The sequence below is a fragment of the Rossellomorea aquimaris genome (genome assembly GCF_001877785.1).
GTDB lineage: Bacteria > Bacillota > Bacilli > Bacillales > Bacillaceae_B > Rossellomorea > Rossellomorea aquimaris_A.
This window is the reverse complement of the sequence record NZ_MINN01000074.1, coordinates 924,146-949,279: the sequence shown is the minus strand read 5'-3', so window position 1 is coordinate 949,279 and position 25,134 is coordinate 924,146. Positions and strand designations below refer to the sequence as shown.

Here is a 25,134-nt window from a genome sequence, read left to right as displayed (position 1 = left end):
TTTAGAGGTGTTTTCTTTAATATCGGAAGTAAATCGAGTTGTTTTAAGATTCCTGCCTTACTTTTTCCCTGTAAAAACGTTTGATTTTATTTTCCGTTTCCCTTATTGGTATCCCTTGTTCCTTTAAGAAATCAAAGAAGATTTTTTCTCCCTCTTTGAAATCCTTTACTTCATACTCGAGTTCGTAGTCGACTTTGTCAAAATACGAACTTTCATCAAAGACGAGCAGACCGCCCCGATATTCCAATTCAGCCCTTTTTGTCGTTAATGAACCGAAGTGATGGAGCGAAGATACAGACGCCCCCAGGTTCAAGAGAAAATCTTTCACTTCTCCGTCCGGGAAAATATCGTGTTTTAAAAGCTCTTCAGCTTGTCCGGAAGAAAGTCTTTGATTCGTTTCCAGCAAACCATCGGTAATAGGAGTCTTTAGCGTCAGGGTGAAGCTGCCATCCTTTTGACGGACCCTCAAGGCAGACTGCTTTTCCTTCAGATGAAAGCCGGGTGTATCAAAGTAGTGATTTTCCTGCACGCTGAACGCTGTGTCTTTTATTGAGAACTGCTGTATCAACTGCATGTATTCTTCTTTTGTCAGGAGGTTCTTAAATTCGATCTCAATCTCTTGTGCCAAATGGAGCATCCTTTCATTACTTAGTATTTTTATTATCCCTTTTCGGGGAAGGAACTTCAATGTTTAGATGAATATCCTCTCTTATGATAAAATAAAACTGATTGTTTTAAGGAAGGATGAAATAACCATGAGAAAAATCATTGAATTTAATGAATCAAAATTTGAAGATGGTGTTTTACACTTACATACCGAACAGGATGATTTGATCAAAGGGATCAAACCGGCCGGTCAGATCATTGCTGATTCTGAAAGATTCGCTTTCGTTTATCTTGCAGAAAATGAAGAAGAGTTTGTTTATTTATACCTGGATGAGTCAATTTGGGGACAACTGAAAAAAGCATTGGAAGAAAAGTCCCGCGTCATTGTAAAAAGCAAGGAAGAATCGTTTGAATTGGAAGGTTTTCACGAAGAGCTTGACTATTTAATCAGTAATATAGAAGGAAACGGGAATTACGGTGACGAAATGGTTAAGAAGGTCGAAACTGCTTTCATCGATTGATTCCGTTCAGAAAAATCATGGAATGTTTCAGGTGAGGTGAGGCAATGAATCATTGGGAAGAATTTTTAGCTCCCTACAAGCAAGCAGTGGAAGAACTTAAAGTGAAACTTAAGGGGATGCGGGGCGAATATGAATTTCAGCAGACCCATTCTCCGATTGAATTTGTTACTGGCAGGGTCAAGCCGATCGCCAGTATATTGGATAAGGCCAATCAAAAAAGAATTGCATTATCCGATATCGAAACAGAGATGCAGGATATCGCCGGTCTCCGGATGATGTGTCAGTTTGTTGAAGATATTCATACGGTGGTGGAGCGCCTCCGCGCACGCAGGGATTTCAAAGTGATTGAAGAAAGGGATTATGTGACGAATAAAAAGCCCAGCGGCTACAGGTCTTATCATGTCGTCGTGGATTATCCGGTGCAGACGATCCGGGGAGAAAAAAACATCCTTGTCGAAATTCAAATCCGGACACTTTCCATGAATTTTTGGGCGACGATTGAGCATTCTTTGAATTATAAGTACAGCGGCCAGTTTCCGGAAAGGATCCAGATGCGCCTTCAGCGTGCGGCAGAAGCAGCTTTTCGACTTGACGAAGAAATGAGCTTGATCCGCGAAGAAATCCAGGAGGCACAGGCCATATTCACCAACAAGATGGAAAAAGATAAAAGGGGAAGCGGCTCGACTGATAAAAGAATTCATAAACAATGAGACGAAGGGGGGCAATAAAATGAAGTTTGCCATTACATCAAAGGGAGATTCCAAGTCCAATACGCTGATGCATAAAATGAGAACCTATTTACAGGATTTCAATTTGACATATGACGAGGATCAGCCGGATATCGTCATTTCGGTAGGCGGGGACGGGACATTGCTTTATGCCTTTCACCGCTATCGTTCAAGGCTTGATAAAACCGCCTTCGTAGGGGTACATACAGGTCATCTTGGATTTTATGCAGACTGGGTGCCTGAAGAAATCGAAAAACTGGTCATAGCTATTGCTAAAACTCCTTATCAAGTGATCGAATATCCCCTTCTGGAAACGATCATCCGTTATCAGCACGGGGGTAAAGAGACACGTTATTTGGCTTTGAATGAATCTACAGTAAAAAGTGTGGAAGGCACTCTCGTCATGGATGTTGAAATCAGGGGACAGCATTTTGAACGCTTCAGAGGGGATGGATTATGTTTATCCACGCCATCAGGAAGCACTGCTTACAATAAAGCACTGGGGGGCGCCATCATCCATCCTTCCCTGCCTGCGATCCAGTTTGCAGAAATGGCATCGATCAATAACCGGGTTTTCCGTACGATCGGTTCGCCGCTTATCCTTCCGGCCCATCATACGTGTATGCTGAAGCCTGTCAACGGTCCTGACTTTCTGGTGACGATCGACCATCTATCCCTTCTTCATAAAGATGTTAAATCGATCCAATACCGTGTTGCAGATGAGAAAATCCGATTTGCCCGCTTCCGGCCATTCCCATTCTGGAAGAGGGTGCATGATTCATTCGTGGCAGATGAGTAAAGTGTACTCTATCGAATGGAGCGTCCCATCTCTTTATGAAGGGAAACTACTTCGGGAATTTCTTGTGGATCAAAACATTTCCAAACGGACCCTTACATCGGTCAAATTCGAAGGCGGGTCGATTTCAGTGAATGAAAGGGAAGTAAATGTCCGTCATCCATTAATTGAGGGCGACAAGATCAAACTTGATTTTCCTCCTGAAACAGGGAGCCGGAAATTAATTCCCCAGTCCATACCGCTCGAAATCATTTATGAAGACCGTGATATCCTCGTGGTGGATAAACCATGGGGGATGTACTCAATTCCTGCAAAAGATCATCCAACGGGAAGTCTTGCGAACGGGATTTCCGGTTATTACAAAAAACTTAACCTGGCATCTGCGGTTCATATCGTAACCCGGCTGGACCGTGATACATCCGGCCTGGTACTTGTGGCCAAACATCGGCATGTACATCATCTGTTCTCCCTGCATCATCAGGAAAGAAAAGTGAAGAGGACCTATGAAGCACTTGCTGAAGGGGTGATGACCAGTACACAAGGAGTCATCGATAAGCCGATCGGACGGAAAGAAACGAGTATTATCGAAAGGGAAGTCCGGCATGACGGTCAATATGCCAAGACCGGTTATCAGGTTCTTAAACAATATCCCGGAGCTGTCCATCTGTCCGTGAAGCCCTTCACTGGAAGAACGCATCAGATACGCGTGCATATGGCATCCATCGGCCACCCTCTCCTTGGGGACGATTTGTATGGAGGAGATGTAAAACGCATAAAGCGCCAGGCGCTTCATTGTAAATCCCTTTCGTTTTTTCATCCTATGAAAGAGGAAGAGATGGAATTTGTCAGCCCGCTTGCAAATGATTTCAGAGAAGCTTTGTCAGTTTTGGCCACTGAAGAAATGAACAATCCCCTGTGTTAACCGGCACAGGGGATTGTTGCAGTTTATCCTGGAAAGGTCCTGAATTTATCTTTTACAAATGGCATCATTGACGGCACGCTTGCTATTTCCATTTCAGGGTATCTGAATGCCGTCAATTCCCCTCCGAATACAGCCCCTGTATCGATATTCACCGTATTATTTATCTTTCTTGGTTTCATAACTGGGGTATGTCCATAGATGATCCATGCCCTGCCTTTGTATTCCATTGCCCAATCCCTTCTTACCGGAGTACCGTCCTCGTTCACTTCGCCGGTTATGTCACCGTATAAGACGAATGTTTTTACACGTTTGTCGTTCCTTCCTATATATTCTTCCTTTATCCCGGCATGAGCTATGATCAATTTTCCTTCATCCAGGACCTCATACAAGGGGGAAGATTCGTATAACTCTATGAATGAGTTCCTGTACTCCATTCTTTCTTGTTCTGTGAGGGCGCTTAATTCTGCCGTTGTCGTTTCAAGACCGTGGAGGATCTTCACATTGTTACCCTGAAAATATCTGTAAAGTTTATTGCAATGATTCCCCGGGACATAGTATGCTTCTTTTTCACGGTGAAGGGAAGCCGCGACCGTGATCATTTTCAGAGAGTGGGGGCCGCGGTCGGTCAAATCCCCGGCAAAGGCAAGTTTTCGTCCTTCCGGGTGGCGGGGGAGACCGGAGTCCCAATCATAGCCGAGTTTTTCAGTCAGCCTGTAAAATTCGTCAAAACATCCGTGCACATCACCGATGACATCAATTTTCATATTGTCACTTCCTTCTGTTAACGGGAAACTTTTTTCTTTTCATTTCATTCGTTTTATGACATATTAATGGTTCAGTGTTTGAAAAATCGGGTGTAATTATTCATTAAGAGGACATTTGGCAATTTTACCAAAGCCAATACTCCTGTTCATGCAAGACAATTTCAAGAAGATTTGCTAGTATTATTACGACTATATGAGATTAACATAAAGAGGAGGGTGAGCCTTAATGGAAGAAGCGGTCAAAGAACATAACAACGAAAAAGAAAAGCAGGATAAAGAAATGTATGATGAAGAGCTTCTCATTAGAGCCCTCAGGCAGGAAGATTTAGATTTGTTCAGGTCTGAATTTACACAGTTACACTCCTATGATCAGGCAAAATTCTTTTCTAAAGTAGAAGACGAACTGAGGACCAGGCTTTACCATTATCTCTCTCCGGAAGAAATGGCTGAACTATTCGAAAGCCTGGATATAGATGAAGAAGATTATCAGGAGTTACTTGCAGAAATGAACCCGTCATATGCAGCAGAAATGTTATCTAACATGTATGCCGATGACGCAGTCGACGTATTGAATGAACTTGATAAAGAACAGGTGGTAAGCTATCTTACCATCATGGACGACGAATCTGCCAAAGAAATCAAAGAACTCCTTCATTATGAAGAATACACTGCAGGGAGTATCATGACGACCGAGTTTGTGGCCATATCACAAAATCAGACGGTCAGATCTGCCATGTATATCCTTAAGAACGAAGCCCCGAATGCAGAAACCATTTATTATATTTATGTGGTTGACGATGATAAGAAGCTCGTTGGGGTCATCTCACTGAGGGATCTTATCATCAGTCATGATGACGTCATGATCTCTGAAATCATGAGTGAAAGGGTCATGGCAGTGGGGGTGAGCGAGGACCAGGAGGCCGTTGCAAGACAAATGAAGGACTATGACTTCCTTGCCTTGCCGGTCGTGGACTTCCAGCATCATCTCCTCGGGATCATAACAGTCGATGATATCATGGATGTCATGGAAGAAGAGGCATCTGATGACTATTCAAAACTTGCTGGTATCGCCGACTTGGATTCCATTGACAGAAATCCTTTCAATGCGGCTAAGAAACGTCTGCCCTGGCTGATCGCGTTATTATTTCTCGGCATGATCACAGCAAACCTCATCGGCCGATTCGAAGCAACGCTCGATAAAGTTGCCATTCTGGCCGTTTTCATCCCGCTTATAGCAGGGATGGCAGGAAATACAGGGACTCAGGCACTGGCGGTTGCAGTACGCGGGATTGCAACAGGTGATTTGGAGAAAGAAAGCAAGGTTTCCCTTGTCATTCGCGAAGCAGGCACAGGTCTCATAACCGGAACGACATGCGGAATCGTTGCCAGTCTCATTGTTTATGTGTGGAAAGGTACTTTATTCCTCGGTATGCTTGTCGGGGTTTCAGTCTTCATTTCTTTATTTGTTGCTACATTGGCAGGCACGCTTGTACCACTATTCATGCATAAATTGAAAGTCGACCCCGCCGTAGCCTCGGGCCCATTCATCACGACAATCAACGATATCATCAGCACCCTGATCTATTTGGGGCTTGCTACGCTATTTTTAAATTATCTTATATAGAAAGAAAAGGGGGAGAGTATCATGGAACAGCATGCTTCTGTAACGTCACTGGTGATTGTGATCATTGTCGCCTTTTTGACGCCGATACTGCTGCATCGTTTTAAACTGAATTTTATCCCTGTGGTCATTGCCGAGATCATCATGGGACTAGTGATCGGGAAAAGCGGATTCGACCTGGTTCATCAGGATATGTGGCTTGAAACCTTATCCACGTTCGGCTTCATCTTTTTGATGTTCTTAAGCGGATTGGAAATTGATTTTAAGGCATTCTCGAATAGTAAAGCCAAGAAAGAAATCCTTCCGAGCGGTAAGGAAGAGCCGAACCGGCTGATGGTGGCAACCATTATATTCATTGGAATATTCTTTGTGTCTCTGGGATTGTCCTATTTATTCGTCCTTTTTGGACTGATAGAAAATGCTTTCCTTATGACATTGATCATATCGACCATTTCTTTGGGAGTGGTTGTCCCGACTCTCAAGGAAGCACAGATTTCGAAGACGGCCATCGGTCAGATCATCTTATTGATCGCCGTCATTGCTGACCTTGTTACCATGATCCTTCTTGCAGTATTTGTTTCCCTATACGGTGAAGGACACGGCAGCATGTGGCTGCTGCTTGTACTATTCGGTGTAGGGGTCGTTCTATACCTGCTGGGCAAGCGCATGAAAAACAACAATTTCATCAAAAGCCTGTCCACCGGTACGGTTCAGATCGGGACACGGGCAGTTTTCACACTGATCATTCTGCTTGTCGCGGTGTCTGAAACCGTCGGTGCAGAAAATATCCTGGGAGCGTTCCTTGCCGGGGTATTGGTATCACTATTGGCTCCAAACCAGGAAATGGTCCAGAAACTGGATTCCTTCGGTTATGGTTTTCTCATACCGATCTTTTTCGTTATGGTTGGTGTGGAACTCGATCTTCAATCAATGCTCAGCGATAAAAAAATGCTGCTGCTGATTCCGCTGCTCCTGCTGGCTTTCTTAATCTCAAAGCTTCTTCCGGTGTACCTCCTGAAAAGATGGTACGATACAAAGACGACTCTTGCATCTGCCTTTCTGCTGACGTCTACCCTTTCACTGGTGATTGCCGCAGCTAAGATTGCTGAGAGGATGGAAATCATTACACCTCAAATGAGCGGGACATTGATCCTTGTGGCCGTCATTGCCTGTATCATTACTCCGATTGTCTTTAAGAAGCTCTTCCCGCGGGAAAGTGCAGCTGAAAAGAAATTGAGCGTCGTGTTCCTTGGAGCGAATCAAATGACATTGCCTGCTTCAAGGGAGCTTCAATCGTCCCTTTACGATTCGACGCTTTACCACACAGTTCAGGATAAATCGGATAAGAATATTGCAGATTCATTATTCACTATCAATGAAATTAAAGATTATGAACTTGATACCCTGGATGATCTTGGCATATTTGAAGCTGATATCCTTGTGATATCAACAGGAGATGAAGAAGCGAATGCCACTCTTTCCGTCGCAGCAAAAGAAAGAGGTGTGGAGCGGGTCATCGTTCGTGTCGAAAGCCCTGATCTGCATGAATCACTCAAGGAACAGGGAATTGAGGTTTACTCCGTATTCCTTTCAACAAAAGCGTTGTTAAGAGCAATGATTGAATCTCCATCGGTGATGAATATCCTTACGAACCAGGAAATGTCACTTTATGAAATCAAGATGCTCAACAGCCAGTTTGAAGGGATGACATTAAGGAAATTCCCGTTTACGGGGGATGTCATTTTTGTACGTATTTTCAGGGGCAAAGATTCGATTGTCCCTCACGGTGATACAGAACTTCATATGAATGACCGGTTGATCGTTACCGGCTCTAAAGAATATGTAGATGAACTAAAACGCGAACTAGAATTCTGTGAGTATTGTTAGTCTATAAAAAAGGCTCTCCGGTGACACCGGAGGGCCTTTACTTTTTCTTGAAAAAAGGATTTTCGATAGTGAATACCTAATAAGTTACATATGCAGAATGAGAAGGAGATGGTCAGAAATGTGGGAAACGAACGTAAAAGACATTAGAGAGAAGCTTGAAGGAAGTTTCGAGGCTTTGACATTCGAAGAGCTGAACGAAAAACCGGCACAGGATGAGTGGAGCGTTGCCCAAATTATCCTTCATTTGGCGGGTGCTGAGGCACGCTTTTTAAAACTCGCGCTCGAAGCTGCAGAAAGCGGGAAGGTAACGGGAGGGGAAGAGGTGGATTTAAGTGTATTTGATGATAAAAATAAAAAACTCAAGGCACCGATCGATCCGCCGGAAGAACCTCAAACAAGGGAACAGTTATTGACAGCCCTGCAAACATCAAGAAGGTTGACTGACCAATTCATGGAGGGGCATACAGAAGACACTCTTTCCGGGAAGACAATGGTTCATCATCGATTTGGCATCATGCCGGTATGGCAGGTGCTTGAGCTTCTCGGAAGGCACGAAGAGCGTCATATCCATCAAATTGAAGAGACCAAAAGAAAGATATCATTGAAATGAACCTTTTCTTTTTTTGTTGTTTCATGTAGAATTAGTATCAGGTACTAATAACTTGTAATAATAGGAGGATTAATATGACTCTTTCATTAGCAGGCAAAACATATGTTGTTATGGGGGTTGCCAATAAAAGAAGTATCGCCTGGGGGATTGCGCGTTCACTTCATCAATCAGGTGCACGATTGGTATTTACATATGCTGGAGAACGTTTTGAAAAAGGGGTAAAAGATCTTGCAGGAACATTGGAAGGCGGAGAAGAGTCTCTTTTCTTCCCATGTGATGTAACGAGTGATGAAGACATCGACAAATGCTTCTCTTCGATAAAGGAAGAAGTGGGAGTGATTCACGGCCTTGCGCACTGCATCGCATTTGCAAATAAAGAAGAGCTTGCCGGGGACTATATGAATACGACAAGAGACGGTTTCCTTCTCGCACATAATATCAGTTCTTACTCACTCACTGCCGTGGCAAAGGCAGCGAAGGATTTAATGACTGAAGGCGGAAGCATTGTGTCCATGACGTATCTGGGCGGAGAACGCGTAATGCAGAACTATAATGTCATGGGTGTAGCAAAGGCGTCACTTGAAGCAAGTGTTAAATACCTTGCCAGTGACCTGGGCAAGCACGGCATCCGTGTAAATGCCATTTCTGCAGGCCCTATCCGCACCCTTTCCGCTAAAGGAGTGGGGGATTTCAACTCGATCCTTAAAGAAATCGAAGAGCGTGCACCGCTGCGACGCAATACAACACAGGAAGAAGTAGGAGATACAGCTGTATTCCTGTTCAGCGACCTTTCAAGGGGAATCACCGGAGAAAACCTCCATGTCGATTCCGGCTACCATATCCTTGGGTAATCTTTATTCAACAATTAATCCCGCCGGCATTAGTGCCGGCGGGATTTTTTATCTAGAAAAGTGTCTTATTGTTACCTGGATTTTGAGTATATTGATGAAGTGCGGGGTGTCACCATATTTTCCCGTATGACTGAATTATCCTTAGGATCGAAAGATTAAAGGGGGAAATTGAAAGATTAATGGCGGAAATTCAAGGATTACCGGCATTAATTCGAAGATTAATGTTCCGAAACGAAAGATTCCTTCAATCCCGTATGAAAAGCTGCTTAGGCCAGCCGGGATAATCCGGGATTAATCCATCCAACCCCCATCACCACCTATTTAACTCCTCTTCCAAGTGGTTCCCGCCGGTTTTTTATCCTTAAAATGAAACTGACATGCACCATTTGCATACATATAAAAGTGGAGAAGAATTGGAGGTGTACTTCATGAAAAAAGATAAGTCATCGAATAAAGAACCACTGTTATACATTCAGCAGCCAAAGCTGCAGGAAGTCAAAGGGAACATGCAAGTGGTCTATCGTTCGTCTAAACGGAAAGAGAAAAAAGAAGCCAATCCTGCAAGACCGATCGAAAACAAAACCGACAGTCACAAAATTGATTCTGGTGTATCAACTTCACCCCCTGTATCCGAAGTATCTGAAATTGAAATAGAAACCAGTCTCGCCCATGAGGCTGCCAGGGAGGACTCCAAGCCTCCGATGCAAGCTTTCAGGAGGCTGCCGCCATTCAAGGAGTTGAACCTGGATGAAAAACTTGAATACATTACTGCGAGCATCAACGGTAAAGTACCATTTCCATGTGAATTCAGTACAGGTAACGATACCTATAAAGGGGTGCTCATCACTAAGACTGAGTCCGAGATCAGACTAAAAACGTTCCAAGGTGATGAAGTATCTGTAGCAAGGGACTCGCTGAAATCCATCAAGATGATCGGCTTGCATTAAAAGAAGCCAGGCGGGAATTCCCCGGCTGGCTTTTACTTGCGTCACTCTGTCTTATCAGTCTTCGCATAAGTCGACATATACGTCTTTGATGCATTGAATCGCACAGAAGCAATCAAGGTCAACTGTGATACAGTCGCCTGTTAATTCCCATTCGCTCATCATTGTATCTGCATCTTCAAGATCGTCGCCTCTGCCGCCTCCGCCTGATCCACCGTGGTGATGGTGCTCTGGCTTCACTACTTGCAATGTAGCACAGCAATTATCGAAGATGTCCTTCACCCGGAAAAATGGTGACTTCCAAGGCTTTCCTTTGATGTGTGCTTTGAATGTGTCTCCGTTCTTCAGATACAGCTTGAAGATACGTGTATTTACACGGTTAGCAGGGCTGACCATTGTTCCCAGTGGCTCAAGGAAACAGTCATTACGGCATTCGTTGCATTCGTCACCAGCATCTTGAATGTCCTTGATAGCGCGCACAGCTTGACATACACAGCCGAGATCTTTTTTACCAAAATCTCTATCTCTTCCGCAACCCATATAAAGTTCCTCCTTAAAATAAATTTCATTTACATTACTAACATATTGTCGCGTAGGCAATTAGGTAACGGACATCTGCCCTCTTTTAAAAATTTGGGCTTGTATATATTTACAATCATAGAAAGGGCGGTCTTAAATGGATTTAACATTGGTACAGCTGTTGGCCCTTGGTTTTGCCATCTTTCGGATGACGCATCTGATTGTCTTCGATAAAATAACAGAACGGATGAGAGCTCCCTTTTTTGATGAAGTAAAAGAAGTGGAGGACGGAGTGGAAGAAATCTATCTCATACCCAAGACGACTGGTTTTAAAGGCTTTATTGGTCAACTGCTATCCTGTTATTGGTGCACAGGAATCTGGGTAAGCCTGTTCTTATACGGCGGATACCTGCTGTTTCCAGTCATATTCGGTCCACTCACCACTTTTCTCGCTGTTGCCGGTGTGGCAGCGATCATTGAAGCTGCCGTACAGTACTGGAATAGAGAATCAGTGTAGGTAATTAGTGGAAACAAGCACGCTTTCTTTTACATATAATGAATCATCCATATGCAAAAGGAGGCAATGAAATTGAAAAAAACCTCTATAGATAATGTGATTAAATCAACAAATACTGCAACAAATAAAAAGAAAAAAGGCGGCTGCGGCTGTGGTTCGAAATCAAAGAAAAAATAGATTGCTCATTAAGAGCAGTCTTTTTTTTTTGACATAAAATCAGACTTTAAGAAAAAAATAAAGAATGATGATAAACAAAAAAGAGGGATCGTGTATGAAAAATTATTTACTGGCAGGAATCATCAGCCTCTTAATGATTGCAGGCTGCTCCAACAAAGAGGATGGAGAGGAAAGTAAAATCGCTCTCTTAAAGACAACCGACCCTGAGCCTGTTGAACTGGTTGATCATCCCGAAACGGAAAGCTTCGGCCATGCGATTAAAAAGGAATTGGCTGAGAAGAAGGAACTCTATGATGTAGCCGTAATTCAAAGTAAGGAACAAACACTGGTTGTATATAAGGTAAAGCATCTGCAGCGCTTTAAGATGAAAAAAATAGAAAAGGATATGGAAAAATTACTTGAAGATAAGCATCCCGGTGAAGACTTCATTTTATCGAGCGATTACAAAATCTTTCTGGAAACGGTCCGCTTAAAAGAAAAAATACAGCAGAAAACGATTTCCAAGAAAGAAGCTGAAAAAGAATTCAAAGACATCATCCAGCTTCAGAAGGAAAAGACGTAGGAGGGATTCTCTGTGGGAAAGACACCCAAAACCCCCGAACAGCAGAAATATGAAAAAATTGAAAAACAATATGAAACAAAAAGGCCGCTGTTGAAAAATGTGATAAAAGCATTTTTTGTAGGCGGAGCCATTTGCCTGGTCGGGCAGGCAGTAAGTTATTTCTATATATATTTCTTTAATTTCACTGAGCAGACTGCCGGGAATCCGACAGTCGCTACTATGGTCTTTTTCGCCATGCTCCTGACTGGATTCGGCATCTACGACCACCTTGGACAATTCGGAGGTGCAGGGAGCGCAGTGCCTGTAACGGGATTTGGCAATGCAGTCATATCAGCCGCAATTGAACATAAAACAGAAGGCTATGTCCTTGGTGTGGGCGGGAACATCTTTAAGCTGGCAGGTTCCGTCATAGTCTTCGGTGTTTTTGCCGCATTCGTTGTGGCGCTGATCAAGACAATATTAATCCTGTGGGGGTTGATTTGATGCTTAAAGGAGGAAGGTCGTGGGTCTTCGAGAAGCAGCCTGCCATTTTATCAACAGGCGTCGTGGGAGGACCATTTGAAAAAAAGGGTAAACTGTCTGATGACTTTGACCGTTTTTTTGATGATACATGGATGGGGCAAGACTCATACGAAAAAGCAAATCGAACGCTTATCGAGGATGCAGTGCAAATTGCGCTGGACAAACAAAAACTGCAAAAGGATGAGATTCAATTTTTCCTGACCGGTGACCTGATCAACCAGATCACTCCATCAAGCTTTGCGGCACGTACATTTTCATTTCCTTATTTCGGACTGTTCGGAGCATGTTCGACTTCAATGGAAGGGCTGGCACTTGCTGCATTTCTGGTCAATCATCAAGGGGCTGAAAAAGTAGTGACCGGTGCCTCAAGTCATAATTCTGCAACTGAAAAGCAATTCCGCTATCCGACTGAGTACGGAGGGCAAAAGCCCCCGACTGCACAATGGACGGTAACAGGAGCTGGATATGCAGTAGTCGGCAATGGTGCTGCTGTCACATCTCCAGCGCCGCGTGTGACTGCCGCTACAATCGGGAAAGTCATCGACCTTGGGTTATCGGATCCCTTCAACATGGGAGGAGCAATGGCACCTGCAGCAGCAGATACAATGACCGGTCATTTTCAGGATCTGGGAAGAGACCCTTCTTATTACGATCTGATCGTAACCGGAGATCTTGCAGCCATTGGAAGACAGACGGCGATGGAGCTGATGAAGGAAAACGGATATACTTTGACAGATCAGCAGTATAAGGATTGCGGACTCCTCATTTATGGAGAAGACCAGCCGGTTCAATCGGGGGCAAGCGGACCTGGGTGTTCAGCCACTGTCCTTTACGGGCATCTGTTGAACGAAATGAGAAAAGGTACGTATAAGAAGATCTTGGTAGTAGCAACAGGCGCTCTGCTGTCGCCCCTCACCTTCCAGCAGGGAGAAACGATCCCTTGTATTGCACATGCCGTTTCCATTGAATTTTTATAGGATAGGGAGGTAGTAATCATGATAGCCATGTTCTTTTGGTCGTTTGTTATTGGAGGAATCATCTGCGTCATCGGACAGCTGTTGTTTGATGTGGCAAAATTGACGCCGGCTCATACATTGAGCCTGCTCGTGGTAGCAGGGGCCATTCTTTCGGGTTTTGGATTATATGAACCGCTGATTGATTTTGCTGGTGCAGGTGCAACAATCCCGATAACGAGTTTCGGAAATGCACTAGTGAACGGTGCCATGCAAGAATCACAGGAGCATGGACTGGTAGGCGTATTGACCGGGATGTTTGAAGTGACAAGCTCAGGCATTTCCGCAGCGATTGTATTTGGTTTCATTGGGGCTCTCCTTTTTAAACCGAAGGGATAGCAGGGGGTGTATGAGATGCCGGAATATTTAGAAGTTGCAGCAAGAAGTTCATTTATCCTTCTTTCGCTGTTCTTTATTACAAAGCTTCTTGGGAAAAAGCAACTGTCCAAATTGTCATTTTTCGAGTATATAACAGGTATCACCGTCGGAAGCATTGCAGGAACCCTTTCAATGGATCTTGGCCTCCCGCTCAGTGAAGGCCTAATGAGTATCCTGCTATGGTTTTCATTCCCGCTTTTGTTTTCTTTTATCTCTCTTAAGAGCAGCAGATTCAGGAGATTTGCAGAAGGTAAGCCCTCTGTTTTCATTAAAGATGGACAAATCGATGAAAAAGCACTGCGAAAAGAAAAATACTCCGTAGATGAACTGCTTGAACAATTGCGGAAAAAAGATGTCTTCAGGGCTGCTGATGTCGAATTTGCCACGCTGGATACAAATGGAGATCTAAGCGTGATGCTTAAAAAAGAAAAACAGCCTCTGGTAAAAGAAGATATGCTGGCTGTTTTTCAGAGGGCTACACCTCCGCAGGCCGTCATTATTGATGGGAAAATTGATGAAGCGGCACTGAAGGCGGTTGGATTTGATAAGCCATGGCTGTTAAAGGAACTTTTGAAAAGGAAGCTTGATTTTGAGGCAGTATTCCTCGCCCAGGCGGACAGTGAAGGGAATTTGACCCTGGATCTGTTTAATTGGACAAACACACAACAAAATTGAAAAAAGCCCATACGGAATATCCCTCACTTACATATGTTATAAGTGACTAAAGGTAAAGTGAGGTGAAGCTGAATGCCTTACGGATATGGATATGGTTATGGTGGCTGCGGATATGGCGGAGGCTATGGTTCTACTTTTGTATTGATCGTCGTCTTATTTATCTTGTTGATCATCGTCGGAGCTAGCTTCTGCTAATCATGAAGCAGAATAAAGGCAGAATCCTCTTTGAGAGGGATCCTGTCTTTTTTTCTTGGAATACTCACGCTCTCCATTTTTATACATATGATGCTTATAGTTAAAAAGGAGGCGGTTTACTCATGAACAACAATTTCTTTAAAAATCTCGAGCAGAAGACAGGCGTGAATATGAACGAAGTCCTGGAGCTTGCAAACTCACTGCAAAATGCAAATTTCAAGGATGAAGCGACAGTCAGGAAAGTAATCAAAAGGGTTTCGAAAATTGCCAACAAACCAGTTAATAAAGAAATGGAAGATAAGATTGTCAAGTCAATCGTTAATGACGGAAAGCAGCTCGATTTTGGGACTATATCCAATATGCTCAACAAAGGGAAGAAGTAAATTTTTAAAAGAGAATGGACATAAAAGAACGTGAAGACACGTACTTTATGTTAATTCTCTTTTATTTTTGAGCCGGATTAAAAAAGCTGTAACCGGGTAAAACCATAATAAGGAGGTCATGAAAATGGGCTATATCGCCCCAATTCCACATTATCAATATAAACAATATCAGGAAAGGGAAATGAAAGTGAATAAACATCCTTTTCGATTCTTTCCCGTTCAGCCTGCAAAGGCATTAAAAAATAATCCCGAAGAAACCGGACGTGATGAAATTCACACCGGGCTGAGTGGTGACCAGGGAAAAGGCGTACCATCCCTCATAAGACAACCTCATAAAAAAATTATCCCTCAAGAGTTATTGGCAAAAGCAACAGGAAAAGGCACTTACTTTAACGAATACGTATAGAGTAAAGGACCGCTGCAGTCACGAACAGTACGAGCCTTGCAGCATTGTACTGAAAGGAATGAAGGAATTGAAGCTTCAACAGTTTAACGAGTATTGCTACGCATTTACAGGAGCAGTGAACATAGGGTATTGTCAGAAGGATGGGAAGGGTCTTCTTATTGATGCAGGGCTGGATGAGTCTGCAGCAAAGAAGGTCTTGAGATTGCTGAAACTACAAGAACTTCCGCTGGATTACTGTATCGTCACGCACGCCCATACAGATCATTTCGGAGGTGCAGCATATTTAAAGAAAGAAACCGGGATACCTCTATACAGCCCTCCCATGGAATCAGCCATCATTGAAAACCCGCTTCTTGAACCGATCTATCTATTCAATGGCGCCAATCCCATTAATGAATTAAGGAATAAATTTCTCGAAGGCCCTCCAGTCAAAGTAGATTTCCACATTGAAACCGGGGAGAATGAAATCGGACCTTTTGTCATCGAGGCCCTGGATATGCCCGGCCACTCCTATGCCCAGAAAGGCTTGCTGATTGAGGATATACTATACGCAGCGGACGGTTATTTTGGTACTGAAGCCCTCGAAAAACATGTGATTCCGTTTATTATCGATGCAGACCAGACTCTTTCCACATTGGAAAAACTCCTTCACATAAAGTGTAAAGGAGCGATACCGGGGCATGGACGATATGAAGAAGACTTCAGCGAAACCATCCGACAGAATCAAAAAGTCCATGAAGAAAGGATTCATGCTCTTTTTCAATTGATTGAAAATAAAGAGGACGGTGAGTCCTTGGAGAGCCTGACCAAAGAATTTCTGACCTTACATACGATTGACGCGAAGAATCTGGGTCAGTGGCTTTTGTTCCGTACCTCTGTGACCGCTTATTTAACACACCTGGAACGTATAGGGGCAATAAGGTTCTATATCAGGGATAATGAACCGAGGGTTTCAGTTTCTTGACTAATATCCCTGGACCAGTAAATCCTCTCCTTCTTTCCATTCTGCATAGAGGACCTCCTTGTGTGATTGGAAACCTTTTTTATTTATTTCGTGCATCAGCCAATCTTCCTGCTGGTGCACTATTTTTAAATTATCATAGACAATCTCCCCGTCAATGATCAATGAGAGCGGGAGACTTACTTGAGTGGGCTGGATATTCAAGTCTGACCGCTGTACATTTTCGAACAAAGGTTTTTTAAGGACGCTTAATGTTCCATTTGTTTCCAATAGCGCATACTCACATTCCCTGACAGAAAAAATATCTTTTGCCCTCAGTAAATGCTGCAGCTGATTCAAATCGAGGTGATTCTTCTTTAATACGTTGAAATCTATTTTTCCTTTATTTATGACAATCGCGGGCGTACCTTCCAGAACATGACGGAACCTTCTGGATTTTTGCGTAATGAATTCCGTGGCGAAAATTAAAAATCCCCAGATGAAAATCGCCGCAAGGATCTGCCAGACACTCACTTCGTTATCATAAAGGGAATTCCCTACCAATTCGCCCAATATCAATGCAGAGATAAAGTCAAAGGCAGAAATTTGGGTGATTTGAGTTTTCCCTAATATTTTCGTTAAAAACAAAAGGGCGAAATAGCCGACGACGAGCTCTACGACTATTGACATGTACTCCATAGTATCCCTCCCCATATATTTCTACATTATCGGCCAGTACATATACGTTTATACGCCTGTTATATGTATTTCGACAAAAAAAGATCAATCTCCCTTGGTGATGGGTGATTGATCTTTTGGTTTGTACTGACTGATTAAGATATGGTTTTAACCATCGTCCTGTGAGGGATCCCTGCATCCATGAATTCCTCAGAGACAACCTTATAACCCAGGCCTTCATAAAAAGGGATCGCATAGGTCTGCGCATTGAGTTTAAGTTTGGAAATGGAGCACCCAGAAGCGTAATGTTCAATGGCCTGCATGATATCCCTGCCTGCCCCTTTACCGCGCAGGCTTTTCAACACACAGATACGTTCAACCTTTCCGATTCCGTCCAGCAGACGGAATCTTCCTGCCCCCGCCGGACTGCCCCCGTCATACAAAATGAAGTGGGTCGATTGATTTTCATGTTCATCGATTTCTTCTTCCAAAGGAACATTCTGTTCCTGCACAAACACGGTTTTTCTTACACTGAAAACATCTTCAAGCTGTGATTCCGATTGAGCGATTTCTACGTTCAACTGCATTAGTCCTTTCCAAGGCGGAATGTTTCATAAACTGTCCATGAACCGTTCTCAAGCTGATAGAGGAGATGAAAACGGTCTACCGTTTCTTCGTGATCCACACCCAGCATGCTCAGTGAACCATAAATATCGGAATGTTCATCGTTTGAAAGTTTCTGTGCAATCGTGATATGCGGAACAAAAGCGAATTCAGGCTCATCGTCCAATACGTCCTGTTTATGCATATCATGGTGAAGCCCTTCTAATTCTGGGGTAGGGTCCACTTTGAAATAAATGACATTGTTCACAGGCTGGAATGAGCTGACCTTATAAACCTTTAAGTTAAAGGGGTCATATTTCTTTGCGACGTTCCTTAATTTATCGGCGATTTCTTTTATTTGATCATCATCAGCAGAGAACACATTTTTCAGGGTCAAATGCGGTGGAATCAAAGCGTAATGAGGATCGTATCGTTTACGATAAGAATTTGCTAAATCCTGAAGCTTTTTTGATGGGAAAATGACAACACCATAGTTCATTGTCTTCAAACCTCCTCTATATACTGTTACTTGTAAAAACAATTAGTATAAATATAGTATAGCAAATTTTTCAAAAATTTAATATAGGGCGAACGAAAGGGAACTTCTCCCACTGTGTGGGAGAATTCACTTTCATGGTGTCTGTAACAGCATTTCACCCAAACATCATGGGAAGGGCCCTTTTCAGGTCCGGCTGCCAGTGTTTCCACGTATGGTCACCTTCGAATTCTTCATAGAAAGTGGTGAATTTCTTTTCGTTGAACAGTTCATGGAGCTGGCGGTTTGGCGTAAGGAAGTCTTTTACTTTACCATCGGTTGTTTTTACTTCAGTTTCTTTGGTTCCTATTACATGGTAGATATTTAAAAGATGGGGGTGGGCAAAGTTTTCAACTTCATTCAGTACTTTTTCATTTACGAGCGGTGATTGAAGAATAACCTTTCCAAAGGTATTGGGATATTTTAAGGCTGTCATCAGTGAGACGGTTGCCCCTAATGAATCACCGATAAGGGCACGTCCCATTCCCATATGATAAGTCGGATAATGCTCATCAAGATAAGGGACAAGTTCATGGGCCAGGAAACGGATATAAGCATCGTTTTCTTCTCCGTGAGGGTGATACTTTCTTCTTCTGTCTTCTACATCTTTATATGGTACGCCTACGATGATCATGTTTTCTATCTCTTTATTATTCAAAAAATCATCTGCCAGACGGGGGATCCTGCCGAGCTGGAAATAGTCCTTGCCGTCCTGCGCAATCAATATAGAATATTTATAAAGGGGAGAAAAAGTCGCAGGGAGATACACCAGCATCTTTATCTCCTCATTCAGCTCTTTACTGAAGAGGTTCAATTCGTTCACGGTACCTCTGTTTACAGTCATACATAACCCTCCTGATTCTCTTCGATAACGTTTACAAAAAGATTGTATCACAATCTTACATGTAAATCCTTCAAGCAGATCAGGGAGAGAAAATTCTAAAAAGTGTTATAATTCCACTATGGAAGAAAAGTTAGAAAGGGGTACATAAAATGCAAAAACCGATACATTCAAAAGAAGTCACCCAGGCAGCACTCCAGAAACTTCAAGACAGGGGAGTGTTAATAGAGGATATTGCTGAAATCGTTTTTGAAATGCAGTTCCCATACCATTCTGAATTGGAAATGGAAGATTGTATAGACAGCGTGAAAAAAGTACTTTTAAAAAGGGAAATTCAGCATGCCATCTTAGTTGGCGTGGAATTGGATCAGCTTGCAGAAAAGAAGATGCTCTCAGAGCCCCTCCAATCAATCGTCGAAACCGACGAAGGGCTGTTCGGGGTGGATGAGACAATAGCGCTCGGTGCCGCACTGGGCTATGGAAGCATTGCCGTGACGACCTTCGGCCATTTAGATAAGAATAAGATCGGGATCATTCGCAAGCTGGATACGAAAAACGGGAAGGGTGTTCATACCTTCCTTGATGATATCATCGCGAGCATCGCAGCGAACGCTTCTTCACGGATCGCGCACAGTCTTCGGGACAAGGAAGAAAACATTTCAAGCGAAGATAAAAAGCAATTTGAGGATGAAGAATTAATCGGATAAGAAAAACTGATGTATAACAGTTTGACTGAAGGGTCATTGACGTCCTTCAGTCTTTTTTACGTGGACAATTATCTGTTTCCGGTGAATATCCAGCAGGTATTTTGGAAACGCTTTATACATTTCTCATGCATTTTACAACTCTGCAACACGATGAAATATAGCGGTAAATCTGATGTTGCGGAGGGTTGATGGGTGATGGATAGTTTTTTTATGAAAAAAATTATAAGTTTATGTATCCTGTTTGACAAGAATGTTACAGTTTGTGATACAATTGATTACGGGAAAGTAGAAAATTTAATAGGGGGTACAGATTATGAAAAAACGCAGTTTATTCTTAAGCACTGCCTTGCTTCTTATTCTGTCTGCCGTACTTGCGGCATGCGGAGGCGGAGCTGGCGGCGGAAGTTCCGATGGTGATGAAAAAGTAGATTTCATCGGAATCGCTACAGGTGGAACTGGAGGTACATACTATCCGCTTGGAGGTACCTTCGCAAAGATCATTGAAGATGAAACCGGAATTAAAGCTTCGGCATCCACTTCTGGTGCATCTGCCGAGAACATGGCTTCAATTAAAGATGGTAAAACTGAAATCGCTTTTACACAGACAGATATAGCTTCATATGCTTCAGAAGGTACGCAAATGTTCTCTGATAATAAAGTAGAGAATGCACGCGGTATCGCCACTTTATATCCTGAAACGATCCAAATCGTAACAACTAAGAAATCCGGCATCAAATCAGTGGAAGACCTTAAAGGGAAAGTCGTTTCAGTAGGTGAAGCAGGTTCAGGTACACTTTTGAACGCAGAACAGATCCTTGAAATCCACGGTATGAAACTTGAAGACCTTGAAGCCCGCAACCTGTCTTTCGATGATTCTACTACGGGGATCCAGGATGGAACAATCGACGCGGCATTCATTACTTCAGGTACTCCGACCGGAGCGGTGGAAGGACTTGCAGCGACTGAAGATATTTCCATCGTTCCTGTTGAGTCAGCCAAGATTGCAGAACTTATCGAGAAATATCCATACTATGCCGAGGATGAAATCCCTGCCGGTACGTATAGTAAAGTGGATGAAGCAATCACGACCGTTGCTGTAAGCGCGATGCTTGTAACTAATGCGGATATCTCTGAAGATGTCATTTATGATGTAACAAAAGCAATCTTTGAAAATACAGACCAGATCACCCATGCAAAAGGTAAGCTGATCAAAGCTGAGAATGGATTAAAGGGTATGGGTATCGAATTGCATCCGGGTGCAAAGAAATATTTTGATGAAAAAGGTATTTCAGAAGAATAATAGTTTCACCCCGGGATGAACAAAGGATAGGCCGCTTATCACGGTCTATTCTTTTGTTTTGAAGAAATGGAAAGGGGGATAAGCGATGAAAAAGAAATACCTGTCAGTGGCCGCTCTCCTTTTTCTTATTCTCACATCATTCATTTTTCTTCCTTTACAAACATTCCTGGTGATAGAACCGAGGGAGTACGAAGACAAACCCGCTTATTTCTCGATCAGTAAAGATAAATCATTTTCAATCCTCTATACCCATTCCATCCACCTGTCAGAGGTAGAGGAAATCTATCGCCAAACACCTGCAAATAAAATACGTCAAACAAAACTGTTATACGAAGACACAGCGATCGGAATGCCTTCTGACGCAGAAGGCCGGGAAGTATTCACCAGAACGGAAGATGGCAGGTATGCCATTTCGAATATGGACAGAGAATTCCCGTTCATCGACATACAGATCGGACAAGTGGTGGCTAATCACCGGCTTGTCTATGACGGTGAAGTATATCCATTGAAAGAGTACTTCAAAGAGGGATCCATCGTTAGGATGCATTTTAAAAAAGTATCGCTGTTCAGCCAATGGAAAGGAGTGATTGTTGTTGGAAAAAGATAAAAAATTTGAGTCTCTTACTGCAGAACAACAACAAGAATTATTAGAAAAATACGATCCGGAATCTTCTACAAGGAAATTGGAATCCGGCCTGTTTAAATGGATCATATTTTTTGGTCTCTTAGCATTCTCATTATTTCAATTGACAGCATCCATATTCCAATTCATCCCGAGACAGTTATTGCTGTCGATTCATTTAGGTTTTGCCTTATCTCTTGTATTCCTTCTTTTCCCTGCAAGGAAAAAGAACTTGAAATTAAATAAGCTGGCATGGTATGACGTCGTATTGGCTGCCATTTCCATTTGTATCGGTGCTTATTGGCCGATCATGCAGGATGATATCGTAAGCCGTGTAGGGCTTATGACCAGTCTGGATTTTTACGTTGGACTTGCAGCCATCCTGTTGGTGTTGGAAGCAACAAGACGTGCAGTAGGACTGCCGATCACGATTATCTCTTCAGTCTTCCTGCTTTATATGTATTACGGAAGACAGATGCCGGGCTTCCTTGCTCATCGGGGCTATGATTGGGATGACATCGTTAAAACGATGTTCTTCACTTCAGAAGGGATACTTGGTACGCCGTTATACGTTTCGGCTACATTCATATTCCTGTTCCTGTTATTCGGGGCGTTTCTTGTGAAGACAGGTGTTGGCCAATATTTCAATGATCTGGCTGTTGCCATTGCAGGTAAGCGCACGGGGGGGCCGGCAAAGGTTGCCATCTTCTCGAGTGCCCTGCAAGGTACGATCAGCGGAAGTTCTGTAGCGAATGTTGTCACTTCAGGTTCTTTTACAATTCCAATGATGAAAAAACTTGGATACCGAAAAGAGTTTGCCGGAGGAGTGGAAGCAGCCGCTTCGACAGGCGGGCAGCTCATGCCGCCTATCATGGGTGCCGCTGCCTTTCTGATGGTCGAATTCATCGGAGGGATCTCCTATTGGGATATAGCCAAAGCGGCTGCCATTCCAGCTGTATTGTATTTTACCGGTATTTGGATCATGACGCATTTTGAAGCCAAACGACTTGGCTTGCGCGGACTATCGGATGAAGAAATGCCGGATAAAAAAGAAGTCTTGAAGAAGATTTATCTGCTTCTTCCTATATTGACAGTCATCATCCTTCTTGTTAGCGGAATGAGCGTAATGAGGGCCGCACTCTGGTCAATCGTGGCGACTGTCGCAATCAGTGCGATCCGTAAAGAAACAAGAATCGGATTCATGGATGCAGTCGATGCGCTGGTCGATGGTGCACGCACCGCTCTTTCTGTTGCTGTGGCTACGGCGGCTGCGGGTATCATTGTCGGAGTGGTAACTAAGACAGGACTGGGATTGACACTTGCCAACGGGCTGGTTGACCTCGCTGCTGACTTAACGAGTTCTGCCCAGGGAAAACTCCTGTTGACCTTGTTCTTTACGATGATTGCATCGATTGTACTGGGAATGGGATCACCGACCACTGCTAACTATGTCATTACATCCACCATTGCCGCACCCGCCATTATCTTACTGGGTGCACCGGAGCTTTCGGCTCATTTATTTGTTTTCTATTTCGGTATCATAGCGGATATCACTCCTCCGGTTGCACTTGCTGCATTCGCGGCAGCCGGGGTTTCAGGCGGCGAACCGATACGGACGGGTGTCAATTCCGCAAAACTGGCCATAGCGGCATTCATCATACCGTATATGTTCGTGCTCTCACCTGAACTGCTTATGATCGATACGACCATACCTCAATTATTATGGGTTGTATTTACCGCAGTGACAGGAATGATTGCAATCGGTGCCGGGATGATCGGTTATTGGTACCGCAGGTTGTATGTAATTGAACGATTCCTCCTGGTTGCATCGGGACTTATGCTGATTTACCCGGAAGGAATGTCGGATATCATCGGATTGGTTTCATTCGGTTTATTACTGGCTGTACAATTCTTCATTAAAAGGGAAGACAAACGCCCTAAACAAGCAACTGTATAAATGTAAAAAGAGGGTGACCATATCGGTCATCCTCTTTTTGACGAAAAAAAACGATCGTTGTGTTTCATTAGCGGATAAGCAGCAAGAATGCAATCGATCCGGAAAGTACGAAGCTGTTTTCGAAGGAAGCAATAAGCAGTCACAGAATCCACATTCACTTTTTTAATAATGACTTTTCTTTTTGTGGTTTTATCAGGGTCAGCCATATAGATGATTTCAACCGGTGACTGTTCGGTGAGAGAACGGATAAGAAGTTTGTTCATCCTGACCTTCCTTTCTGTCGGTGTATAAACAGTATATGCGAACGTTCGTTCTTATATACATATAGTCTATAAATTTTTCGACAAAATATCCATAAGAATATATTGACATTCCTTTAATTCGCGCTATAATAATAAATGTAGTTTAAATCGATCTGTTAGCTCAGCTGGGAGAGCATCACCTTGACAGGGTGGGGGTCGGGGGTTCAAGTCCCTCACAGGTCATCACAATAAAAGCCGCCGTCCCATTTAACTGGACGGCGGCTTTTTTGCTGCTCAGAACATATTATGCGTAAATAAAAAAGCTGCAGTACAAATGGATCTGCAGCTTCAGACTGTTATTCTCCCCTGGTCAATTCCTCTTCAAAGAAGAAGGTGCCTGGATGTTCTTTGACAATATACGAATAACGTTTCATATTTTTAACATATTGTGATTTCAAGATGGTGACCGTTTCCCCGGTTTCTTTAATCGTAGCCAGAGATCCATTAGGAAACAAACTTTTAGTGGATTTCATATGACACTTCCTTTCAACTATCTTTATTATACCATATAAAATTTCAAGTATTGCTGAAAGCAGTAATGATATTTAAACATTGAAAGTTCAAAACAGTCAGGGTATTCTTCAATAGTAAGTCGTCTGACTTTATAAACTGGGCTCATGTTTACTTGCTTATTTCTTAGAATCCTGTTATTCTATAGAAGAATTATTTTTGTCCGGTATACGAGGGAAGAACAAGATTTGATTTTTCACCTGATATCGCAAGAATAGTAATACATTGTGTGCTAAGCACATTAGGAGGCATTTTTCATGGAAAATGGTAAAGTAAAATGGTTTAACGCAGAAAAAGGTTTTGGATTCATCGAAGTAGAAGGTGGAGACGATGTATTCGTACACTTCTCAGCGATCCAAGGTGAAGGTTTCAAATCACTTGACGAAGGTCAAGAAGTTTCTTTCGACATCGAACAAGGTGCTCGTGGACCACAAGCAGCTAACGTTGTTAAGAAATAATTGATTTTAAACTTCTAAAACAGACTCATCTTTTGATGGGTCTGTTTTTTTATCGGAAATAATAAACTGAATCTTCTTAAAATT

Annotated in this window: 33 protein-coding genes and 1 tRNA gene; 25 read left to right on the top strand and 9 right to left on the bottom strand. The window is 43.0% G+C overall.

Going from position 1 to position 25,134, the window contains the following annotated elements; translation table 11 throughout:
* Positions 1–43 precede the first annotated feature (43 nt).
* Entirely contained in the window at positions 44–628 is a 585-nt protein-coding gene (locus tag BHE18_RS08580) for a CYTH domain-containing protein (RefSeq protein WP_171910676.1), read from the bottom strand.
* A gap of 127 nt (positions 629–755) precedes the next feature.
* Between BHE18_RS08580 and BHE18_RS08575 the strand changes: the two genes are divergently transcribed.
* From BHE18_RS08575 to BHE18_RS08560, 4 genes are read left to right on the top strand one after another with little or no spacing between them, the layout of a single operon-like run.
* On the top strand, positions 756–1,127 hold the full coding sequence (locus BHE18_RS08575; RefSeq protein WP_071618290.1) for a hypothetical protein: 372 nt from the start codon (positions 756–758) through the stop codon (positions 1,125–1,127).
* Positions 1,128–1,171: 44 nt separating this feature from the next.
* Positions 1,172–1,837: a GTP pyrophosphokinase gene (locus BHE18_RS08570; protein ID WP_071618140.1), complete on the top strand. Its 666-nt coding sequence runs from the start codon at positions 1,172–1,174 to the stop codon at positions 1,835–1,837.
* Complete coding sequence (locus BHE18_RS08565; RefSeq protein WP_268876303.1) at positions 1,827–2,654, top strand: NAD kinase; 828 nt, start codon at positions 1,827–1,829, stop codon at positions 2,652–2,654. The genes BHE18_RS08570 and BHE18_RS08565 overlap by 11 nt, the downstream gene beginning before the upstream one ends.
* The gene (locus BHE18_RS08560) at positions 2,629–3,573 is read left to right on the top strand and encodes an RluA family pseudouridine synthase (RefSeq protein ID WP_235860265.1); all 945 of its coding nucleotides are present in this window, start codon (positions 2,629–2,631) and stop codon (positions 3,571–3,573) included. The genes BHE18_RS08565 and BHE18_RS08560 overlap by 26 nt, the downstream gene beginning before the upstream one ends.
* A 23-nt stretch (positions 3,574–3,596) precedes the next feature.
* Here BHE18_RS08560 and prpE read toward each other — a convergent pair whose 3' ends face one another.
* Positions 3,597–4,337, bottom strand: coding sequence for a bis(5'-nucleosyl)-tetraphosphatase PrpE (prpE, locus tag BHE18_RS08555; protein ID WP_071618139.1), 741 nt, complete (start codon positions 4,335–4,337; stop codon positions 3,597–3,599).
* Between the two features lie 226 nt (positions 4,338–4,563).
* Here prpE and mgtE point away from each other — a divergent pair, with 226 nt between their 5' ends.
* The 5 genes from mgtE to BHE18_RS08530 all read left to right on the top strand — a co-directional run bounded on the left by mgtE (position 4,564) and on the right by BHE18_RS08530 (position 10,253).
* Entirely contained in the window at positions 4,564–5,961 is a 1,398-nt protein-coding gene (gene mgtE, locus BHE18_RS08550) for a magnesium transporter (RefSeq protein WP_071618138.1), read from the top strand.
* Between the two features lie 21 nt (positions 5,962–5,982).
* Entirely contained in the window at positions 5,983–7,845 is a 1,863-nt protein-coding gene (locus BHE18_RS08545; RefSeq protein WP_071618137.1) for a monovalent cation:proton antiporter family protein, read from the top strand.
* Between the two features lie 118 nt (positions 7,846–7,963).
* Positions 7,964–8,455, top strand: a complete 492-nt coding sequence (locus tag BHE18_RS08540; RefSeq protein WP_071618136.1) for a DinB family protein — start codon at positions 7,964–7,966, stop codon at positions 8,453–8,455.
* A gap of 74 nt (positions 8,456–8,529) precedes the next feature.
* Positions 8,530–9,306: an enoyl-ACP reductase FabI gene (fabI, locus tag BHE18_RS08535; RefSeq protein WP_071618135.1), complete on the top strand. Its 777-nt coding sequence runs from the start codon at positions 8,530–8,532 to the stop codon at positions 9,304–9,306.
* A gap of 428 nt (positions 9,307–9,734) precedes the next feature.
* The gene (locus BHE18_RS08530; RefSeq protein WP_071618134.1) at positions 9,735–10,253 is read left to right on the top strand and encodes a CotO family spore coat protein; all 519 of its coding nucleotides are present in this window, start codon (positions 9,735–9,737) and stop codon (positions 10,251–10,253) included.
* Between the two features lie 54 nt (positions 10,254–10,307).
* Here the strand turns inward: BHE18_RS08530 and BHE18_RS08525 are convergent, their stop codons facing one another.
* Complete coding sequence (locus tag BHE18_RS08525; RefSeq protein WP_064565108.1) at positions 10,308–10,790, bottom strand: CotY/CotZ family spore coat protein; 483 nt, start codon at positions 10,788–10,790, stop codon at positions 10,308–10,310.
* A gap of 136 nt (positions 10,791–10,926) precedes the next feature.
* Here BHE18_RS08525 and BHE18_RS08520 point away from each other — a divergent pair, with 136 nt between their 5' ends.
* The 10 genes from BHE18_RS08520 (at position 10,927) to BHE18_RS08475 (ending at position 16,561) form a co-directional block, all read left to right on the top strand.
* Positions 10,927–11,286 carry a DUF1360 domain-containing protein gene (locus BHE18_RS08520; protein ID WP_071618133.1) on the top strand — a complete coding sequence of 120 codons (360 nt, stop codon included), beginning with the start codon at positions 10,927–10,929 and terminating at the stop codon, positions 11,284–11,286.
* Between the two features lie 271 nt (positions 11,287–11,557).
* Positions 11,558–12,025, top strand: a complete 468-nt coding sequence (locus BHE18_RS08515; RefSeq protein ID WP_071618132.1) for a sporulation protein — start codon at positions 11,558–11,560, stop codon at positions 12,023–12,025.
* Positions 12,026–12,037: 12 nt separating this feature from the next.
* On the top strand, positions 12,038–12,508 hold the full coding sequence (gene spoVAC / locus BHE18_RS08510) for a stage V sporulation protein AC (RefSeq protein WP_071618131.1): 471 nt from the start codon (positions 12,038–12,040) through the stop codon (positions 12,506–12,508).
* The gene (spoVAD, locus tag BHE18_RS08505) at positions 12,508–13,524 is read left to right on the top strand and encodes a stage V sporulation protein AD (protein ID WP_071618130.1); all 1,017 of its coding nucleotides are present in this window, start codon (positions 12,508–12,510) and stop codon (positions 13,522–13,524) included. Before spoVAC ends, spoVAD begins: the two co-directional genes overlap by 1 nt.
* Before the next feature lie 18 nt (positions 13,525–13,542).
* A complete protein-coding gene (spoVAE, locus tag BHE18_RS08500; RefSeq protein WP_071618129.1) occupies positions 13,543–13,899 on the top strand; it encodes a stage V sporulation protein AE in 357 nt (118 codons plus the stop codon).
* 15 nt (positions 13,900–13,914) lie between these two features.
* Positions 13,915–14,613 (top strand): DUF421 domain-containing protein, encoded by a 699-nt coding sequence (locus BHE18_RS08495; protein WP_071618128.1) that lies wholly within the window; start codon positions 13,915–13,917, stop codon positions 14,611–14,613.
* 72 nt (positions 14,614–14,685) lie between these two features.
* A complete protein-coding gene (locus BHE18_RS08490) occupies positions 14,686–14,808 on the top strand; it encodes a YjcZ family sporulation protein (protein WP_071618127.1) in 123 nt (40 codons plus the stop codon).
* Between the two features lie 122 nt (positions 14,809–14,930).
* The gene (locus BHE18_RS08485) at positions 14,931–15,191 is read left to right on the top strand and encodes a stage VI sporulation protein F (protein WP_032089120.1); all 261 of its coding nucleotides are present in this window, start codon (positions 14,931–14,933) and stop codon (positions 15,189–15,191) included.
* Between the two features lie 181 nt (positions 15,192–15,372).
* Positions 15,373–15,597: a hypothetical protein gene (locus BHE18_RS08480; protein WP_141771829.1), complete on the top strand. Its 225-nt coding sequence runs from the start codon at positions 15,373–15,375 to the stop codon at positions 15,595–15,597.
* A gap of 67 nt (positions 15,598–15,664) precedes the next feature.
* The gene (locus tag BHE18_RS08475) at positions 15,665–16,561 is read left to right on the top strand and encodes an MBL fold metallo-hydrolase (protein WP_071618125.1); all 897 of its coding nucleotides are present in this window, start codon (positions 15,665–15,667) and stop codon (positions 16,559–16,561) included.
* On the opposite strand, the gene BHE18_RS08470 is transcribed toward BHE18_RS08475, so the two are convergent.
* From BHE18_RS08470 to BHE18_RS08455, 4 genes are all read right to left on the bottom strand, one after another.
* Positions 16,562–17,236: a DUF421 domain-containing protein gene (locus BHE18_RS08470; RefSeq protein ID WP_071618124.1), complete on the bottom strand. Its 675-nt coding sequence runs from the start codon at positions 17,234–17,236 to the stop codon at positions 16,562–16,564.
* Between the two features lie 134 nt (positions 17,237–17,370).
* Positions 17,371–17,796: a GNAT family N-acetyltransferase gene (locus BHE18_RS08465; RefSeq protein ID WP_071618288.1), complete on the bottom strand. Its 426-nt coding sequence runs from the start codon at positions 17,794–17,796 to the stop codon at positions 17,371–17,373.
* Between the two features lie 5 nt (positions 17,797–17,801).
* The gene (locus tag BHE18_RS08460; protein WP_071618123.1) at positions 17,802–18,317 is read right to left on the bottom strand and encodes a YjcG family protein; all 516 of its coding nucleotides are present in this window, start codon (positions 18,315–18,317) and stop codon (positions 17,802–17,804) included.
* A gap of 154 nt (positions 18,318–18,471) precedes the next feature.
* Positions 18,472–19,197, bottom strand: coding sequence for an alpha/beta hydrolase (locus BHE18_RS08455; RefSeq protein WP_071618122.1), 726 nt, complete (start codon positions 19,195–19,197; stop codon positions 18,472–18,474).
* 149 nt (positions 19,198–19,346) lie between these two features.
* Between BHE18_RS08455 and BHE18_RS08450 the strand changes: the two genes are divergently transcribed.
* The 4 genes from BHE18_RS08450 (at position 19,347) to BHE18_RS08435 (ending at position 23,780) form a co-directional block, all read left to right on the top strand.
* Positions 19,347–19,901, top strand: a complete 555-nt coding sequence (locus BHE18_RS08450; protein ID WP_071618121.1) for a phosphatidylglycerophosphatase A family protein — start codon at positions 19,347–19,349, stop codon at positions 19,899–19,901.
* Positions 19,902–20,214: 313 nt separating this feature from the next.
* Entirely contained in the window at positions 20,215–21,201 is a 987-nt protein-coding gene (locus tag BHE18_RS08445) for a TAXI family TRAP transporter solute-binding subunit (protein WP_071618120.1), read from the top strand.
* A gap of 85 nt (positions 21,202–21,286) precedes the next feature.
* The gene (locus tag BHE18_RS08440; protein WP_071618119.1) at positions 21,287–21,808 is read left to right on the top strand and encodes a DUF1850 domain-containing protein; all 522 of its coding nucleotides are present in this window, start codon (positions 21,287–21,289) and stop codon (positions 21,806–21,808) included.
* Positions 21,795–23,780: a TRAP transporter permease gene (locus tag BHE18_RS08435; RefSeq protein WP_071618118.1), complete on the top strand. Its 1,986-nt coding sequence runs from the start codon at positions 21,795–21,797 to the stop codon at positions 23,778–23,780. Before BHE18_RS08440 ends, BHE18_RS08435 begins: the two co-directional genes overlap by 14 nt.
* 26 nt (positions 23,781–23,806) lie before the next feature.
* Here BHE18_RS08435 and BHE18_RS08430 read toward each other — a convergent pair whose 3' ends face one another.
* Positions 23,807–24,043 (bottom strand): hypothetical protein, encoded by a 237-nt coding sequence (locus tag BHE18_RS08430; RefSeq protein WP_071618117.1) that lies wholly within the window; start codon positions 24,041–24,043, stop codon positions 23,807–23,809.
* A gap of 149 nt (positions 24,044–24,192) precedes the next feature.
* On the opposite strand from BHE18_RS08430, the gene BHE18_RS08425 reads away from it, so the two are divergent.
* Positions 24,193–24,265, top strand: a tRNA-Val gene (locus BHE18_RS08425).
* A 113-nt stretch (positions 24,266–24,378) separates the two neighbouring features.
* On the opposite strand, the gene BHE18_RS23200 is transcribed toward BHE18_RS08425, so the two are convergent.
* A complete protein-coding gene (locus BHE18_RS23200; protein ID WP_171910675.1) occupies positions 24,379–24,555 on the bottom strand; it encodes a hypothetical protein in 177 nt (58 codons plus the stop codon).
* Between the two features lie 294 nt (positions 24,556–24,849).
* Between BHE18_RS23200 and cspD the strand changes: the two genes are divergently transcribed.
* Positions 24,850–25,050, top strand: coding sequence for a cold-shock protein CspD (cspD, locus tag BHE18_RS08420; protein ID WP_032089110.1), 201 nt, complete (start codon positions 24,850–24,852; stop codon positions 25,048–25,050).
* Positions 25,051–25,134 lie beyond the last annotated feature (84 nt).

Excerpts from the sequence above, each read along its gene's own strand:
- BHE18_RS08575 (WP_071618290.1), top strand. The coding sequence starts at position 756 with ATGAGAAAAATCATTGAATTTAATGAATCAAAATTTGAAGATGGTGTT.
- BHE18_RS08570 (WP_071618140.1), top strand. The coding sequence starts at position 1,172 with ATGAATCATTGGGAAGAATTTTTAGCTCCCTACAAGCAAGCAGTGGAA.
- BHE18_RS08560 (WP_235860265.1), top strand. The coding sequence starts at position 2,629 with ATGATTCATTCGTGGCAGATGAGTAAAGTGTACTCTATCGAATGGAGC.
- prpE (WP_071618139.1), bottom strand. The coding sequence starts at position 4,337 with ATGAAAATTGATGTCATCGGTGATGTGCACGGATGTTTTGACGAATTT.
- mgtE (WP_071618138.1), top strand. The coding sequence starts at position 4,564 with ATGGAAGAAGCGGTCAAAGAACATAACAACGAAAAAGAAAAGCAGGAT.
- BHE18_RS08545 (WP_071618137.1), top strand. The coding sequence starts at position 5,983 with ATGGAACAGCATGCTTCTGTAACGTCACTGGTGATTGTGATCATTGTC.
- BHE18_RS08540 (WP_071618136.1), top strand. The coding sequence starts at position 7,964 with ATGTGGGAAACGAACGTAAAAGACATTAGAGAGAAGCTTGAAGGAAGT.
- fabI (WP_071618135.1), top strand. The coding sequence starts at position 8,530 with ATGACTCTTTCATTAGCAGGCAAAACATATGTTGTTATGGGGGTTGCC.
- BHE18_RS08530 (WP_071618134.1), top strand. The coding sequence starts at position 9,735 with ATGAAAAAAGATAAGTCATCGAATAAAGAACCACTGTTATACATTCAG.
- BHE18_RS08525 (WP_064565108.1), bottom strand. The coding sequence starts at position 10,790 with ATGGGTTGCGGAAGAGATAGAGATTTTGGTAAAAAAGATCTCGGCTGT.
- BHE18_RS08520 (WP_071618133.1), top strand. The coding sequence starts at position 10,927 with ATGGATTTAACATTGGTACAGCTGTTGGCCCTTGGTTTTGCCATCTTT.
- BHE18_RS08515 (WP_071618132.1), top strand. The coding sequence starts at position 11,558 with ATGAAAAATTATTTACTGGCAGGAATCATCAGCCTCTTAATGATTGCA.
- spoVAD (WP_071618130.1), top strand. The coding sequence starts at position 12,508 with ATGCTTAAAGGAGGAAGGTCGTGGGTCTTCGAGAAGCAGCCTGCCATT.
- spoVAE (WP_071618129.1), top strand. The coding sequence starts at position 13,543 with ATGATAGCCATGTTCTTTTGGTCGTTTGTTATTGGAGGAATCATCTGC.
- BHE18_RS08495 (WP_071618128.1), top strand. The coding sequence starts at position 13,915 with ATGCCGGAATATTTAGAAGTTGCAGCAAGAAGTTCATTTATCCTTCTT.
- BHE18_RS08490 (WP_071618127.1), top strand. The coding sequence starts at position 14,686 with ATGCCTTACGGATATGGATATGGTTATGGTGGCTGCGGATATGGCGGA.
- BHE18_RS08485 (WP_032089120.1), top strand. The coding sequence starts at position 14,931 with ATGAACAACAATTTCTTTAAAAATCTCGAGCAGAAGACAGGCGTGAAT.
- BHE18_RS08480 (WP_141771829.1), top strand. The coding sequence starts at position 15,373 with ATGAAAGTGAATAAACATCCTTTTCGATTCTTTCCCGTTCAGCCTGCA.
- BHE18_RS08470 (WP_071618124.1), bottom strand. The coding sequence starts at position 17,236 with ATGGAGTACATGTCAATAGTCGTAGAGCTCGTCGTCGGCTATTTCGCC.
- BHE18_RS08460 (WP_071618123.1), bottom strand. The coding sequence starts at position 18,317 with ATGAACTATGGTGTTGTCATTTTCCCATCAAAAAAGCTTCAGGATTTA.
- BHE18_RS08455 (WP_071618122.1), bottom strand. The coding sequence starts at position 19,197 with ATGACTGTAAACAGAGGTACCGTGAACGAATTGAACCTCTTCAGTAAA.
- BHE18_RS08450 (WP_071618121.1), top strand. The coding sequence starts at position 19,347 with ATGCAAAAACCGATACATTCAAAAGAAGTCACCCAGGCAGCACTCCAG.
- BHE18_RS08445 (WP_071618120.1), top strand. The coding sequence starts at position 20,215 with ATGAAAAAACGCAGTTTATTCTTAAGCACTGCCTTGCTTCTTATTCTG.
- BHE18_RS08440 (WP_071618119.1), top strand. The coding sequence starts at position 21,287 with ATGAAAAAGAAATACCTGTCAGTGGCCGCTCTCCTTTTTCTTATTCTC.
- BHE18_RS08430 (WP_071618117.1), bottom strand. The coding sequence starts at position 24,043 with ATGAACAAACTTCTTATCCGTTCTCTCACCGAACAGTCACCGGTTGAA.
- BHE18_RS23200 (WP_171910675.1), bottom strand. The coding sequence starts at position 24,555 with ATGAAATCCACTAAAAGTTTGTTTCCTAATGGATCTCTGGCTACGATT.
- cspD (WP_032089110.1), top strand. The coding sequence starts at position 24,850 with ATGGAAAATGGTAAAGTAAAATGGTTTAACGCAGAAAAAGGTTTTGGA.